General features: G+C 50.7%; 15 protein-coding genes. 4 read left to right on the forward strand and 11 right to left on the reverse strand.

The features are described 5' to 3' along the window. Position 1: 1 nt before the first annotated feature. From AAHB90_RS23465 to AAHB90_RS23490, 6 genes are all read right to left on the reverse strand, one after another. Positions 2-721: a LytR/AlgR family response regulator transcription factor gene (locus AAHB90_RS23465; RefSeq protein WP_342087682.1), complete on the reverse strand. Its 720-nt coding sequence runs from the start codon at positions 719-721 to the stop codon at positions 2-4. Continuing rightward, positions 722-1882 (reverse strand): sensor histidine kinase, encoded by a 1161-nt coding sequence (locus AAHB90_RS23470; RefSeq protein ID WP_342087683.1) that lies wholly within the window; start codon positions 1880-1882, stop codon positions 722-724. It lies immediately after the preceding gene. Between the two features lie 168 nt (positions 1883-2050). Further along, positions 2051-2287, reverse strand: coding sequence for a hypothetical protein (locus AAHB90_RS23475; RefSeq protein WP_342087684.1), 237 nt, complete (start codon positions 2285-2287; stop codon positions 2051-2053). A 156-nt stretch (positions 2288-2443) separates the two neighbouring features. Beyond that, positions 2444-3076 (reverse strand): START domain-containing protein, encoded by a 633-nt coding sequence (locus AAHB90_RS23480; protein WP_342087685.1) that lies wholly within the window; start codon positions 3074-3076, stop codon positions 2444-2446. 161 nt (positions 3077-3237) lie between these two features. Then, a complete protein-coding gene (gene porV / locus AAHB90_RS23485) occupies positions 3238-4320 on the reverse strand; it encodes a type IX secretion system outer membrane channel protein PorV (RefSeq protein ID WP_342087686.1) in 1083 nt (360 codons plus the stop codon). 100 nt (positions 4321-4420) lie between these two features. Beyond that, positions 4421-5392: a phytanoyl-CoA dioxygenase family protein gene (locus AAHB90_RS23490; RefSeq protein WP_342087687.1), complete on the reverse strand. Its 972-nt coding sequence runs from the start codon at positions 5390-5392 to the stop codon at positions 4421-4423. Between the two features lie 156 nt (positions 5393-5548). Between AAHB90_RS23490 and AAHB90_RS23495 the strand changes: the two genes are divergently transcribed. From AAHB90_RS23495 to AAHB90_RS23505, 3 genes are all read left to right on the forward strand, one after another. Further along, on the forward strand, positions 5549-6394 hold the full coding sequence (locus tag AAHB90_RS23495) for an AraC family transcriptional regulator (protein WP_342087688.1): 846 nt from the start codon (positions 5549-5551) through the stop codon (positions 6392-6394). 82 nt (positions 6395-6476) lie between these two features. Then, complete coding sequence (locus AAHB90_RS23500) at positions 6477-7124, forward strand: 2'-5' RNA ligase family protein (protein WP_342087689.1); 648 nt, start codon at positions 6477-6479, stop codon at positions 7122-7124. Positions 7125-7296: 172 nt separating this feature from the next. Continuing rightward, on the forward strand, positions 7297-9129 hold the full coding sequence (locus AAHB90_RS23505) for a gamma-glutamyltransferase family protein (protein ID WP_342087735.1): 1833 nt from the start codon (positions 7297-7299) through the stop codon (positions 9127-9129). Here AAHB90_RS23505 and AAHB90_RS23510 read toward each other — a convergent pair whose 3' ends face one another. The 3 genes from AAHB90_RS23510 to AAHB90_RS23520 are packed head-to-tail and all read right to left on the reverse strand — an operon-like array spanning position 9130 to position 12444. Next, a complete protein-coding gene (locus AAHB90_RS23510) occupies positions 9130-9906 on the reverse strand; it encodes a VOC family protein (protein ID WP_342087690.1) in 777 nt (258 codons plus the stop codon). A gap of 39 nt (positions 9907-9945) precedes the next feature. Then, positions 9946-10779: a GNAT family N-acetyltransferase gene (locus tag AAHB90_RS23515; protein ID WP_342087691.1), complete on the reverse strand. Its 834-nt coding sequence runs from the start codon at positions 10777-10779 to the stop codon at positions 9946-9948. 33 nt (positions 10780-10812) lie between these two features. Continuing rightward, positions 10813-12444 carry an ankyrin repeat domain-containing protein gene (locus tag AAHB90_RS23520; RefSeq protein WP_342087692.1) on the reverse strand — a complete coding sequence of 544 codons (1632 nt, stop codon included), beginning with the start codon at positions 12442-12444 and terminating at the stop codon, positions 10813-10815. Between the two features lie 79 nt (positions 12445-12523). On the opposite strand from AAHB90_RS23520, the gene AAHB90_RS23525 reads away from it, so the two are divergent. Beyond that, positions 12524-12937 carry a GNAT family N-acetyltransferase gene (locus AAHB90_RS23525; RefSeq protein WP_342087693.1) on the forward strand — a complete coding sequence of 138 codons (414 nt, stop codon included), beginning with the start codon at positions 12524-12526 and terminating at the stop codon, positions 12935-12937. 7 nt (positions 12938-12944) lie between these two features. On the opposite strand, the gene AAHB90_RS23530 is transcribed toward AAHB90_RS23525, so the two are convergent. After that, positions 12945-14018: a winged helix DNA-binding domain-containing protein gene (locus AAHB90_RS23530; protein WP_342087694.1), complete on the reverse strand. Its 1074-nt coding sequence runs from the start codon at positions 14016-14018 to the stop codon at positions 12945-12947. A 123-nt stretch (positions 14019-14141) separates the two neighbouring features. Next, positions 14142-14525, reverse strand: coding sequence for a hypothetical protein (locus tag AAHB90_RS23535; protein ID WP_342087695.1), 384 nt, complete (start codon positions 14523-14525; stop codon positions 14142-14144). Positions 14526-14566: the final 41 nt, after the last annotated feature.

A 14566-nucleotide genomic window follows, 5' to 3' on the forward strand; every position in this document is an offset into this window, starting at 1 on the left:
CCTACCGGTTCTTATCCATAAGCCGCCGGTTGACCACCTGCTCGATTACCTGCTCGCGGTAGTTGCGACTGATGGGAATGCGATGCGGCTGAATGAAGATTTCATTTCCGTCTATCCCTTCGATTTTGCCGATCGAGACAATATAAGATTTGTGAATGCGGATGAAATGCCGGCTGTCCAGATTTTGCTCGAGATGCTTGAGGTTGAGCAACGTAATGTACTTGCCTTTACGCGTATGGATCGTGACGTAGTTTTGCAGGCCTTCGATGTACAGTATGTCGTCGAAGAAAATCTTCTCGTATTTGCTGCCGCATTTGATAAAAAAGTAGTCTTCCTCCGTCTTCGACGACGCCGATTTACTCAGCAGTTTGTGATAATCCCTGGCCTTGCCGGCTGACTTAAAAAAACGCTCGAAAGTGATCGGTTTGAGCAGATAATCCATCACATTCAGCTGAAAACCCTCCAATGCGTAACTCGGGTAGGCGGTAGTAATGATAGCCATAGGCGGGTTTTGCATGATTTTCAGGAAATCGATGCCGCTCATTTTCGGCATTTGAATGTCGAGAAAAATAAGGTCGACCGGCTCCCGGTCCATCAGGCTGATCAGCTCCACCGGATTTTCACAAACGCCTGTCAATTTTAGGAAATCCACTTCCTTCACGTAATCCGCCAACCCTTCCCGCGCCAGCGGTTCATCATCGACTATCGCACAATTAATCATTTATTCGACCTGATTTAAAGACATTTGAGAAACATCGGCTGTTTCCAGTTTTTCCAGTTCCGCCTCAAAATGAACGATAAAGCGGTCGCTCTCGCGCCGGATATCGAGTTTGTATTTTCCGGGATAGATCAAATCCAACCGGCGTCGCACATTTTTGAGGCCAATTCCTCCGTAATTCACCACTTCCTCGTTTTGCTCTTCCGAGATAGAGTTGCTGAGGTTAAATATCAGGTTTGCATGTTCCAACCGCAAGTCGCCCCGGATCCAATTGGGCCGGTCGTGATACCTTGAAACATGCTTGAATGCATTTTCCATGAAAGTCATGAGCACAAAAGGCGCAATGCCCGGCTGCCCGACGAAATCTTCCTGCACGCTAAAAATCACTTGCAGATTGTCGTTCTGCCGCAGTTTTTCCAGCTCGATAAAGTTTTTGAGATAGGTTATTTCCTTCGTCAGCGGAATCTGGTGGTCGTTGCATTCGTAAAGCTGGTGCCTGAGCAGGTCCGAAAATTTTGCCAGCGATGCCGACGCCATATCCGGATCTTTATGAATCAAAAAAAAGATCGAGTTAATGCTGTTAAAAAGGAAATGCGGATTGAATTGATATTTCAGAAAATTCAGCTCGGTTTCCAGCTTTTCCTTTTCAAGTATTTGTTGCCTGCGCTGCGTTTGAAGCCAGTTTTTAGCCAACTTGATGCTCATCGCAAATGTCGTCGCCGCAACAGTCGACGATAACGGACCTCCGAGCATCATATGAAAGAACCCGTAGTTTCCCGGGCCAAAGAATTCTTCCAGTGTCTTCCCCGCCGCCCAGGCGCCAACATAATAGCCGGGAACGATCATAGCCGCCGTGGCAAGGATAGTCAACAGCAAGAGCGCTAAGTAATGGACATACTTACCCTTTTCCAGAAACCTGGGAACAAGGAAATACAGGTTGAAATACACGGCCAGCGCCTGCCATAGCACGTAAAACAGAAACTTAAAGATAGAGGTCGTGAAAAGCGCTTCCACCACCTTGACCGGGTTCCCCAGCGCCACTACCCACCATATATAGTGGTAAACGATCCAGAACGGAATGTGATAGAGCTTGTACCTGAAAAACCAATGTACCCGGGCAGGCGGAAGGTTAAAATCCGGGTTGGAATGAGGCTGGGCGATCATGCAGGACAAGTGGCTATTATACCTACAATTTACAGCAATAAGGGCGAAATAGGAGCTAACAGGATGAACAGATCAAAAAAATTGACGAAACGACGGCACCGTTATACGACAAGGCCCGGCGGATTCTGCACATCCGCCGGGCCTGTATGGAATATTTTGGCTTTCAAACTATGTCAACGTAACGCCGCACGGACATGCTGTGCTGGCTTTTGCATTGTTATTGTATTCCAATTTCAGCTTCTTGCCTTTCTCGTCTGCCTCTTCCAGCAGCTCGAAAGTACGACGCTCGCCAAGCATCAGAAGCGATTGGAAAAGAACACCGGCATATTTACTTTCTTCGCTACCGGGGCCTTTTTCCTTGGCGAGATCATTGTAGTGTCCGAAAAGATCTTTTCCTTTTCCCATGGTTTTATATTTTGCTTTGATTTTCAGAACCTTGGTTTCGATGTCAAAAACGCACCGAATTTCTCCTTTGCCAATTTAGAAAAATAATTATAAAAATTCCCAAAAAATACATGCCAATATACGGAGACGATGATAGCATGGCAGCCGATCAAAAAATCAACGGCTGCCGGTCCGTGCCTTCCTTCTCGCGGCCAGCACCTTCCGCATGTTCTCAAACGTTTCGATAGGCGCCCGGCAAGCGAACATATTGACGACGTGGGCGGGGATGTGACCGCCCGGATCAACCTGTAGTGTATATTCGACCCAAGCCTGACCATTCGGCAATGGGCGGATTATCCATCGGTTTATCGAACGACTAACCCTTACAACACCCTCCCGCACAGGCACAATGCCGGGTACGGCAGGCGCATCTACCGTAACAACTCCATCCGCTTCGTCTCTCAGTACTTTTAATTGTGTGACGAAGTCACGGTTGTCGAGCGGCCAGGGCAGGCTTACTTCCGTGTGATAAAACAGCTCGGTATCCGAAACTCTCTTGATCAGCTTACACGATTTGGTATGGCAAACCCATTGCCCTGCCGCCTCAACATCCATCAGCAACGCTATTACCTCCTCGACATCCGCATGCAATGTGCATTCCGCTTTCATGGCCTTGATCTTCGAATCCCTGACTCCTTTTGCGTACACTTTGATCCCGTCACGCGCGGCCACGCGCTTCCACTCCGCCTGCGCGATCGCCTGCGTAACACACAGGTAAATAGCCACTAATGCGAGTATCAGGTACCTCATAACGGCACAAAATTCTCACTTCACCCGTCATTACCGAAGCCCATTCCGCCCCGGACGCCGGAAAGCATGTTTCAACTGACAGAATGCATGCTTGAACTGACGAAAGTTCATAGGTAGCCTTAATTCATCCGCAGATTTCAATTGAGAGCCGTTTCGCGGTCTTAAAAATCCACCGAAGCAGTTACTTTATACATATTCTTCATTGGACTGCCTGAGTTTGTGGGAATCAGGTAAGCGAAATCGAGGGAGTAATGCTTCAGAACCCGTACGCCAGCGCCGGTGGTGAAGAATTTCCGGTCTCCTTTCTTTTTGTTTTCAGCATAGTAGCCACCCCGGAGCGCGAACAGGTTTTTGTACCAGTATTCTGCGCCCATTGACACTACTATTTCCTGCATTTCTTCCTTAAAGCCACCGGGCGCGTCGGAGAACGATTGGATAACACCTTCCAGGTAGGGTTTCTGGTTCACATTCCGGCCCGGCGAAGGCGTCGGTACCAGCAGCTTTCCTGCTTCTGCCGTCACATTCAGCTTGTGCTGCCCGCTGGCAGTATACGAAAAGCCTCCTCCCAACCTCAGGGTCGTCGGCAAAAAAAATTCATGGCCCGATCCGTAGTCCATCTTCGGTCCGATATTCGCTAGCGTGGCCCCGATGGTCCACACCATATTTTCATTCCCCTCCCCATCCGGCGAAATACTTTTGTAATAAAACCCGATATCTGCGACTGCGGCACGTGCTGGTTTTAGCGCAACGCCCGTCACCACATTATTTCCAATGTCGGACGACACATATTTGAGTGTCGCACCCACTGAAACGTGGCTCCCCAGTTGTTTGGCATACGATCCGCTGAACGCAATATCTCTGCCAGAGGAGAACACCGGAGCAGAAATTATCCACGGAGCACTGAAATACTGCACGGAAGCACCTACTACCTGCCCATTTTTGAACTTCTTATAACCGGTCGCATACCCCAGCCAGGCACCATCGATAAGATATGGCAACCAGGGCGAATACGTCGCCGAAGCCCCGAAACTCCCCGGCGCGTCGGCAAGCTTGCCAACGTTCCAGTACATCGAATTCGCGTCGGCACTGGTTGCCGTTCCGGCATAGCCCATTCCTCCTGCCCTTGCATCGGGGCCCATGGTGAGAAAATGAGCGGCAGTTTCGGGAATGCGGTAACTCGTTTGGGCAAATGCGTTCGTCATAACGCACAACAGGCATGCAAGCGTCAGCAGGTTCGCTTTCATAGAGGCTTCAATTTACGTTAAGAAAGTTTGTTAGCGGTTACAAACTCTAAACGCCCTCTATTTTACATTATTACGCGATTTACCGACATTATTCAAAGTGTTAATCCCAACGATCAAGCCCCAGTAATTTGCGTCCCAGCTCACTCAACTCGGCCGTTTGATAACGCGTTTTCTCCCAGTTTCTGGGGTCCCCGGGAAAAGCGTAACCTTGTGGCGCTTCACGTTCGCGCCACGAGCGGATTCGCCACTGCCGCAATGCGTCGTCGTCTTCCTGGGCGGGCATCATCGAGATATATTGCGCAAGCCGGACTTTGTCCCTACTGCGGTTGGCGCGGATACCATGTGGCTGAGAGCTGTTGAAAATCAATAGGTCACCGGCATTCATTTTTACCTTAACAATCTCAAAACCTGTCACATCGGGCTGAAAATGGTTTCTATCCTCGGGCTGCGTCAATTTCCAGGTGTCGTAGGTCCGGAACAACTCCGGCACACATTGAAATCCGCCCATATTCTCGTCGTCCTGATCGGCCAGTGCCAGTACGCCCTGCACATTTTGCGGTTTGGTTTCCGGATCGTAGTCCCAGTGAATAAAACCTTTGTACTCGAAACCCGGGCGGAGGGGCAGGTTCAGATTGGCACGGTCGATGGTTACCCAAAGCCTTTCGGTACCCCAAATGTCGGAGAACGCCTCGTGTACCTTCGGATATTGCCGGTTATCCCACAGGTACTGGTGATTGTACACCTCCACCATGCCGGTATTGGTCAGCTCTTTCATCTTCATTTCGGCCCGGGGAGGCGCATACCATGTTTCCGGATCGTTCGGGTCTTTTTCTTCAAACTCCCACAAAAAGTCGGCCAGCTTTTTGACCTGCTCTTTCGGAACCGCATTTCTGACCACGATATAGCCATTGGTCGTCCAGAAATCCCAATCTTCCTCGCTCAGCAATCTGAGCGGCTTTCCATTGCTTCTGTCGTTTAATCTTACATTGCTCGATTTGGCCGTCGAAGGATTACCAGGGATGTCCTGATGCGCATTAGCAGGTGCCATAGTGGCCATCGTTTTCGTTTCCATATCAATACTATTTTTTCATGATTGAATAAAACAAAACTAATTATTCGATACGCCCGTCACTACCGCTGTAATTACCTACTTTTGCTCTATATTAACAAATACTAGTCAGCAAAGGAGCTACATCCGCAAATCAGGGACAATTTCAAGCATTTCAATATGAAAATTATCCGCGAAGACATCCATCCAGATCAGGGTCGTTCTTTCAAAATCCTGCTGACTCCCGGACTGAACGACACATTCCTCTGGCACCTACACCCCGAGTACGAGATCGTGTACGTCGAGGGATCGAGCGGTACCCGGCACGTGGGCTCGCATACGTCTGTGTACGAGGGAAGCGACCTGGTTTTTATCGGGCCGAACATCCCTCACCTGAATTTTGATTATGGGGTGCGTACGCATTGCGAGCAGGTGATCGTGCAGATGCGGGAGGATTTTCTGGGCAAAGACTTTCTGCTCGCGCCCGAACTTCAGAACATCCGCAAGCTCTTCGAGGATTCGCATCATGGCCTTTCGTTTTCAGGCGATGCGAAGCGTATCGTGGGGGAAAAGCTGAAACAAATGCCCTCACTGGCACCATTTGATCAGCTATTGGCGCTCCTGGGTATTTTAAAAATCATGGCCGAGTCGACCGAGGCGATCGTATTGAATCCCAAGCCCGTCGGAAGCAAATCTTTCAGAAAGGAACACCTTCGTATGCAGCATGTCTACGCGTACGTAGAAACCCATTTTGATCGCGAACCCGATGTAAATGCGATTGCGGCGGCGGTAAACCTGACCACTCCTGCATTCTGCCGGTTTTTCAAGACCAATACCCGCATGACTTTCACCGATTTTGTGAACCAGTTCCGCATCAACCAGGCGAAGAATCTGCTGCTTCAGGACCGCTCAGTTTCAGAGGCATGCTTCTCGGTGGGCTTTGAAAGCCTGTCGTATTTCAACAAGCTTTTTAGAAAAGTTGTCGGCGAAAACCCGTCAGAATTCAAGAAACGGCATTTGCGATAAATTTTATGATATTTTTAAAATCAATTGTTTGGTATTTAAAATATCTTTATTATTTTTACAAGTGAAATTACACTTCATCAATATGAAATCTATTCACTTCAACAACAACGATTTGAGTACGATCAGGAACATCCAGGAGCATCTCTATGAGTACCTCCTGGTTTTTTCCTGTGATCCGGTAACCGAGGCCGCGATCGGAAGCGTCAAGCAGTACTTTCAAAGGGCTTACGGCTGCGAACAGGCCGCGAATCTACGCCCCCATCTGACGCTTTTCAACTGCATTATCCATGAATACAAACTCGACCGGGTGATTCAGGGATTTGAAAAGGTAGCGCGGCACATTGCTCCATTCCGCATAGAATTGGATGGTTTCAACCGGTACGAAGGCGGTACGTTCTACGTCGATCTGGAAGAAGGCTCGTCCCATCAAGTGACTGAATTAACCAAAAACCTTAGGGCTGAGACGATTGAACACCTCTCCAAATGGGCGTCGGGAGAATACAGGTTCTGCACCGATCCACACGTTACCATCGCCCGCAAAATGACACCCGCACAAATGGACAGCGCGGCCAGGGAATGGAAGTTCAGGAAATTCCACTCCTCCTTCCGCGTCACGGAAATGATCCTGCTGAAAAGATCGCTAGTAAGCGGCTCGAAATGCCGGGAAATTGCGCGTATGCCATTGCTCGGACTGCCCGATCAGGCATTTGTGCAAGGGAGTTTGTTTTGAGCGGGAAGAAACGTATACGCATATCCGACTAACAAAATGATGAGGAGCGACTTTTAAGTTTAGCCTGATGTGGTTATTTTGTATCTTCGGCTATCGGTCAGGGGCCGGTAGACTGAATTCCTAACCACATATTATGAAAGCAAAACTCCTTTTACACTCAACGATCGGACTGATGTTTTTTGGGCTGAGTGCCTTTTCACAGTCTTTCAACAACTTTCCTGTTACCACTCAAAAACCACCTCTGCATGGTAAGCACTGGATGGGTATTACCGGCAAGCCACTGGCGGCAACGGCGGGGGCAATGATTTTCAGCAAGGGCGGTAATGCCATCGACGCTTCGTGTGCGATGCTTGCGGCTACTTGTACGATGTGGGATGTACTGAGCTGGGGAGGCGAAACGCAGGCGCTGATTTACAACCCCAAAACGAAAAAAGTGATCGCCATCAATGCGATGGGCGTTGCTCCGACGGGAGCTACGGCTGCTTTTTTCAAAAATAAGGGCATGAAATATCCGCCTGAATATGGTCCACTGGCTGCTACAACGCCCGGCACGCCCGGCGGCCTGATGACCATGCTGGCGGAATATGGAACAATGAGCCTCAAAGAGGTGCTGGCACCCGCCATGCAGATGGCCGAGGGCTACCCTATTGAAGCACAAACGGCCAACTCGATTGAGAAAGGTAAAGATCATATCAAGAAATGGCCTTACTCTACCAAAGTATTCCTGCCCCATTTAGGTCAGAAACGGGAGGCCCCGGATGCAGGGGAAATATTTGTCCAAAAGGATCTGCATGAGACATTGCGAAAACTGGTGGATACCGAGCAGCAAGCTTTGAAAAGCGGCAAAAATCGTAAGGAAGCCATTTATGCGGCTTATGATCGGTTCTATAAAGGAGATATCGCGAAAGAAATTGCGCGGGGCTGCCAGGAACAGGGGGGCCTCATCACCGAGCAGGACATGGCCAACTGGAAAGTTAAGATCGAAGAGCCTTTGATGACAAACTATAAGGGTATCGAAGTGTACAAAATGCAGCAATGGACGCAGGGGCCGGTCATGCTGCAAGCGCTCAACATGCTCGAAAACTTTGATCTGAAAAGTATGGGATACAACTCCTCGCGCTACGTGCATACGCTGTATCAGGTCATGAACCTGGCCTTCGCCGACCGTGACTTCTATTATGGCGATCCGGCATTTGCGCCCGAGGAACCGATGAAAGGCCTGCTATCCAAAGAATATGCGAAGCAGAGGATAAAGCAGATAAATTGGGAGCAGAACGACGCTAAAATAATGCCCGGTGATCCTTACCCTTTCGAGGGGAAAAAGAACCCTTATGTCGAGCAAATCAGGAACTGGGGGAATTTCCAGGCGTCGCTGAACCGGAATGCAAAGGGGCTTGACGAGAAATTTATGGAGGAGTTTACCGCGGGAACTACTTCCGTAGAGGCAACCGACGAAGAAGGCTGGGTAGTGAGCATTACGCCCAGTGGCGGCTGGGTGCCTGCGTGTATCGCGGGTAATACAGGCGTGGGCCTGAGCCAGCGTATGCAATCATTCGTGCTTGATGCGCGCGAGAACCCCTTTAATGTCGTGGAACCGGGCAAACGGCCCAGGGTAACTCTGACGCCCGGTCTTGCCATGAAGGACGGCAAGCCGTTTCTTTCCTTTGCCAAGCAGGCTGGTGACGAGCAGGACCAGCTGCTGCTGCAATTCTTTCTAAATGTGGCCGAATTTGGAATGACGGTTCAGGAAGCGACAGAAGCACCGAGTTTCAAGACGTTGCAAATGTATGCCAGCTTTGGTGAGCATGAAAAAGATCCGGGAGGATTGATTTTAAACCAATCCATGCCCGACTGGACGCGCAAGGAGCTCTCCCGCATGGGTTACAAACTAAGCTATCAACCCCGGACGAGCGGCCCGATCAACGCCATTTATTTCGACTGGCAGCACGGCAGCTTCTGGGGAGGATCGAGCAATCATGGCGAAGACTACGGTTTCGGGTGGTGATCATTCGAAAGTTTGTGCAAAACTGATCCTGTTTCCATCCGGATCGATTGCTACAAATTCACGAAGCCCCCAAGGATGGCTTACCGGCTCGCCAAGCAGCTTTGCACCTTTGGTTTTCAATTCCTGATACAACTCGTCCGCATTCCGGATATAAACGCAGCACGATCCCAGCCCGGGTCTGTGCTGCGTTTTTGCAACGAGCAGCAATCGTACGTTATCACGGTCGAGAACGCCGAGATCATCTTGCTGGTAGTTAACACTGAAACCCATCACCTGTTGATAATATAACACAGCAGAACTAACGTCCGAACAGGGGTATTCCGGCATAATCTGCCTCAGTTGACCCGTTCCGGACGGTGTGTGCATCGCTTCCGGCAGATTTTCGTGAAACGATTTACCAAACCAGAGCCGGTGCCCGTCGGGGTCCGTCAGTTCCATGACTTCCATCTTGATCCAATTTAGCCGCTCCGGCTCCCGGGGCTGCAATCCGTTTTGCCTTACCCATTCATAAAACTCATTTACATTACCAACCTCAAAGAATACCATCGCACTTCCCGCCGGCCGAAGTGGGCCAGTGCTGTCAACGGCGATATCGTTTGTGTGAAAATAAAGGCGGGCAGGGCCGTTCACGACAGCGGGGTACGGCATGTCAGCAACCGCATTATCAGCAGCCTCAAACCCCAGCTTACGAATGTAGAAATCGATACTCCTCGCGATATTGTGCACGACCAGATGACGGCTTACCGGGGATTTAATAACAGGTTTCAACGCGCTCATAGGTAATTGCGTTAAAAAGGTTATGATATAATGATGCTACTACAATTGTGACCGATCGATAATGCGGATCATGCCGAAAGCCTCACCAAAGCCTGTTTGCTGATAAAATCGCGCCAATCCGTGACCGGTAAACAAGCCCACCAAAGCTCCCTGGGGTGCATTGGCGTCGAGCCAGCGCTTTACCTCCCTCATCACAGCCGAACCAACCTGCTTTCGCTGCCAGTCGCGGTGGACCATCACATCCTTGATGTAGAAAAAGCTGAGACCGTCACCCAGTACCAATGCGCAGCCGATGGCCTCGCCGGTTTCGGTGTCTTCGGCAACCGCCACGAAAAGTGTGGCGTCCAGTTTCTGTTGAAGGACATCATCCGGTTGCGTGTTCGACCAGCCGACCGACTCGGCCAGCTTCCGGTATTCGGGGGTTGTGAGCCTGCGTCCGAGGATTCTCACAGTAGCCGGCAGCGGTTGCGACCTACTCTCGCTGCCGGAAGTAGCAGGCGCGGCAAAAGTTACGTAATGGCCGTTTGGATCCTTGACTACATATTCTTCAAAACCCCAGGGCTGTTTTTCCAAATGCATCACGATTTCTGCCTTCCGATCCTGATGGCACTGATACAGTTCACGGATGTTCCTGACTCTGATCCATACACTTTGCCCGCGCATGCGCCCGGCCGCTTCACTATCCTGTGAGAACTGAATAAATGCCCCGTGCCAGGAAACACCGCCGTGGTTAGGCGGCGCCCCCCAGGTCCAGTGGCCGGGAAAACCTAGCACTTCATGCCAGTACTTAACGGTTTCGGCCACGTCCTTAACCGAAAATACCGGCTCGGCGTGGGATATGAATGGTTCGGGATTGTCGTCTGGATGATGCATAGGGGTTGAACTCGACTTTAGAGTTTCTGCAATTTAGCTGGAAGGCCAGGTCAGTGCAAGCACCGCTTCATGACCGCGTCTCTCCGCCCACGCGCGCGGACGCGCCCACAACTTGTCGGCTGGCAAATATGCATTAGCACCCCTTTCGAGCAGGAATTGCGCCATTTCTACCTTGCCGGCTTTCGCAGCCCAACCTAGCGGCGTGGTGCAATGCTGCTCGTCAATCGCATCAATATCGGCACCATGTTCGAGAAACAACGCTGCATTATGTATGTCGCCACGCTCGGCAAACCGGTGCAACGGCGCAATACCCAGCCAATTTCTGAAATTGGGATTCATGCCGCGTTTGAAGAGGAATTCGGCAAGTTCGCGACTTTTGATTGCGTCCTGCGGGCCGCTGCTCTGCACCCCTACTCCAATGTATTTTGCAAGGTCGGGCTGATAGCGGAGTATCAGGCGCACGAAATCTTCGTTTCCCTGTCCAGCGGCTGTTTCCAATGCCGATACATCATCTGCCAGCGCCGGGTTGGCCTTCAAAACAGCCGCGGCCGTCTGGATATCTCCATAATATGCCAGCAAATCCAGCGACCGCGCCGCGCCGTAGGAACATAGCAGGCTGATCATCGCCTTGTCGCCCCGTTCGAGAGCTGCCGTGAGCGTATCGGCGGAACTCTCGATGGGGACATTAGGATGTGCACCATGTTCCAGAAGCAGTTTTACGATTTCAATGTGATTGTAAACCACCGCCGAATGCAATGCATGGCCCATCGGAGCTATACCTTCCTCCGGTAGATTAGGATCCGCGCCTTTTTCAAGCAACAGTTTGACAATCTCCATTCGTCCGGCCATTGCCGCGTTTTTCAAGGGCGTGCCTGAGCCGGCATAGTAAGTAACATATTCGGAAGGCCTGTTCGCGAGTGACGGGTCCAGATCCAGCAATGCCTTCACTCTCGGCTCGTCGCCCTTCAATGCAGCCATACAAATGTCCACATACGCCCCCTTACTCACCAGATGCAAATAAATATCGTTGGGTTTCCATTTCCAGTCATCCGGCACATTGCGCCAGCCACGATAGGAATAGTCCCCATTCGTGAGCTGGATTGGCCGGGCGCCATCGGGGCGCCTGGCGTTGATATCCACCCCGTGCACCAGCAATGCGTCGATCATTTCAGGCTGGCGCGACATGGTGGCCCAATGAATGGGCTGGTTCCCCTCGTCGTCGGTGGCGTGAACATATTCGTCGGCGCTATCTAATAGTGCATTAAATGTCTTGAAATCCCGGTTTTTGATAGCAGCGGCGATTTGCTTTCCGGCTTCGGAACCCTTATGGCGGTTCAGTGCACGTTCCAGAAGCTCTTCCATGGCCTTGAAACCCCGATCGCGCGCCATCTGAATGAGTGGATCGCCGGTGCCGGAATCCACAGGGTTTGCGCCGTGCTGCAAAAGATATTCGGCCACTTTCAGCCGGTCGTTGGCCACTGCGAAGGACATGGGTGTCCGGTAGTCATAAGTACCACGCACCAGTGAAGGATCTTTGGCCAGCAGCTTTCTTACTTGTTCAAGGGCGCCGTCGCGGGCTGCGCAGAACATTTGCCATACGTCGGTTCCTAGTCCGGTTGACCAGAATAATGGTTCTTCTTTTTGAAGTGCGATTGGCTGGGTCATGCTCATGTGGGCTGGATAAAAGGCTTATTTTTGCACGAAACGTCTGTGTAGTTAGTTATTTTTTGTATTAAATAAAAGAATGGATTTGATTGAAATTCAAAAAGTTAATGCTGATGATTTGATGGAAATCAGGCATCTGGTACTCTGGCCCGACAAGCCGCGCGAGTTTGTAAAAGTGCCCGAAGACGAAAGTGGTATTCATTTCGGTTTGTACTTCGAAGGCACACTGGTATCCGTCATTTCTCTCTTCGCCGAAGGTGACAATGTCAGGTTCAGGAAATTTGCGACATTACCCGCATTTCAAGGAAAAGGGTTGGGTTCCAGGCTCCTGCAACACGCCATCACATACGCGCAGACGCAAGGCTACACCCGTATGTGGTGCGACGCGCGCACCGATGCGCTTGGATTTTATGAACGTTTTCATTTCAAAAAATTCTCAGAACCCTTTTTCAAGGAGCACATCGGGTATTTCAAGATCGAGCGGATGCTTTGAGGCAATATTATTGAAATACCACATTCTTTTTCCCGATAAACCGGGCATAACCGGTACCTGCTGATTCCAGGGAGTTCTCAGCAGCGGCTGATATTTTGGATAAAGGGGTTATCTCGATATGCACGGAATCCTTCTTCTCTGTCCGCCTCCATGCAGCGACGACCTTGCCCTTCACCATGACCACTGGTTTAAAAATACCACTGCCCGACTCCGGGTTTTGTGCCACAGCCTCGTCCACAGCAGCGCTGCGGTCGGCGTACCCGATCGTAATTTCGTCGAACGCAGGGATGAGTATCGCTTTTCCATGCATTTTGGGCAGCTCCGCAGTCGCGGTAAACAGGTATTCCCGCCCGTCGACGCCCGCCGTTTCAAATTCGCCGCGGATGGCTTCAAACCCTCGCTTCGAATCGGTTTGCGACAAGCCGCTCCACCAGGCAAAATCCTGAACGGTAGCCGGCCCGTGGCTCAGAACATAGCGTTTGGCCAGTGCGGCTAATGCCTCCTCCCTGTTCAGCGCTGCAGCGGCGGGCACTTTTTTGTCAAATAAGGCATAAGTAAACTTCTTTCCACGCCGTGCGCCGTTGCAAATGATCTTATCGAGCTCGGCCTGGAACATAATGTGTGTCGCGCGAAGATTGTCCGTTTCAATGCCTACCTTATTTACTTCCGCGATCACTTCTTCGCGCGTCAGCTCAGCGCCATCGGCCAGCAGCTTACCGATCAGGTCGTTAGTAATCCTGAAAACAGAATCGTCCAGTTTCAGCTGACGGTACATCGTGCCGGCAAGCTTGTAAACATGCGGGGCTGTGAGGTCCATGATCCATCGGGCATCCTCTTTTGCCACGAAATGCCAGGTAGGTCTCATAATGTGCGTCCGGATAATGCCGCCCGCGTCGATGGCTTGCTCCACACTGGCGTCTGTTGCCTTTTTTAAGCGTAACCCCAGCGCCCATTTGGCCATGGCAAAATCCTGTGATTGTACGGCGCCCATCCAGGCAACCAACTCGGCAGGATCGGTGAAGCGGGTATTCAGAATCTGTTGATTAGCAAGACGTAATGCGGCAATGTCGGATAAATTCATGGCTGGACAATCGTTTTCTGGCAAAGGTTTGACTGTCGCTAAAATGAGGATTTAAATACAAAAAAAGAAACCCTGCCGACCATAATGGTGGCAGGGCCTGAAAGAAAGATGGCTCAAACCGGTCTATTTGGAAACAGTTATTTGCCTCAGTCCCGCAGTTTGCAAGTAGGCCATTGCCGCGACCCAGATCGCCACTGCGCCGATGAACACATAGCCGATGAGCGAGATCGGGAAGGGCTGGAAGAGCACAATGGCGGCGCTGCCGATCACCCAAAGCGTGTCCAGTACAATGACCAGCCTTACCAAGCGGGTATTCAACGGATTGCCGCGACCTACCGAAAAGACCAACGCGGCAAAGGCAACCAGAAAAATCCCGACTTCGATAAAGGGCATTGTAGCCGTCGTTTCGAACAAGCCGGCTATTGTTTTTGGGAAAACGGCAAGTCCCAAACCTGTTGCACCTGAACTGATTGCATTGATAAGCATTACATTTTTGAGCGTTTTCATATGTTGACTGGTTAGTTGTTTTTGGATGCAACAAAGGTATT

Origin of the sequence: Dyadobacter sp. OTU695 (genome assembly GCF_038440355.1) — a bacterium.
Taxonomy (GTDB): Bacteria; Bacteroidota; Bacteroidia; order Cytophagales; family Spirosomataceae; genus Dyadobacter.

Coding starts and splice junctions, on each gene's coding strand:
- AAHB90_RS23515 (WP_342087691.1), bottom strand. CDS start 10,779: ATGCATCATCCAGACGACAATCCCGAACCATTCATATCCCACGCCGAG.
- AAHB90_RS23505 (WP_342087735.1), top strand. CDS start 7,297: ATGTTTTTTGGGCTGAGTGCCTTTTCACAGTCTTTCAACAACTTTCCT.
- AAHB90_RS23510 (WP_342087690.1), bottom strand. CDS start 9,906: ATGAGCGCGTTGAAACCTGTTATTAAATCCCCGGTAAGCCGTCATCTG.
- porV (WP_342087686.1), bottom strand. CDS start 4,320: ATGAAAGCGAACCTGCTGACGCTTGCATGCCTGTTGTGCGTTATGACG.
- AAHB90_RS23530 (WP_342087694.1), bottom strand. CDS start 14,018: ATGAATTTATCCGACATTGCCGCATTACGTCTTGCTAATCAACAGATT.
- AAHB90_RS23535 (WP_342087695.1), bottom strand. CDS start 14,525: ATGAAAACGCTCAAAAATGTAATGCTTATCAATGCAATCAGTTCAGGT.
- AAHB90_RS23470 (WP_342087683.1), bottom strand. CDS start 1,882: ATGATCGCCCAGCCTCATTCCAACCCGGATTTTAACCTTCCGCCTGCC.
- AAHB90_RS23465 (WP_342087682.1), bottom strand. CDS start 721: ATGATTAATTGTGCGATAGTCGATGATGAACCGCTGGCGCGGGAAGGG.
- AAHB90_RS23480 (WP_342087685.1), bottom strand. CDS start 3,076: ATGAGGTACCTGATACTCGCATTAGTGGCTATTTACCTGTGTGTTACG.
- AAHB90_RS23500 (WP_342087689.1), top strand. CDS start 6,477: ATGAAATCTATTCACTTCAACAACAACGATTTGAGTACGATCAGGAAC.
- AAHB90_RS23520 (WP_342087692.1), bottom strand. CDS start 12,444: ATGACCCAGCCAATCGCACTTCAAAAAGAAGAACCATTATTCTGGTCA.
- AAHB90_RS23525 (WP_342087693.1), top strand. CDS start 12,524: ATGGATTTGATTGAAATTCAAAAAGTTAATGCTGATGATTTGATGGAA.
- AAHB90_RS23490 (WP_342087687.1), bottom strand. CDS start 5,392: ATGGAAACGAAAACGATGGCCACTATGGCACCTGCTAATGCGCATCAG.
- AAHB90_RS23475 (WP_342087684.1), bottom strand. CDS start 2,287: ATGGGAAAAGGAAAAGATCTTTTCGGACACTACAATGATCTCGCCAAG.
- AAHB90_RS23495 (WP_342087688.1), top strand. CDS start 5,549: ATGAAAATTATCCGCGAAGACATCCATCCAGATCAGGGTCGTTCTTTC.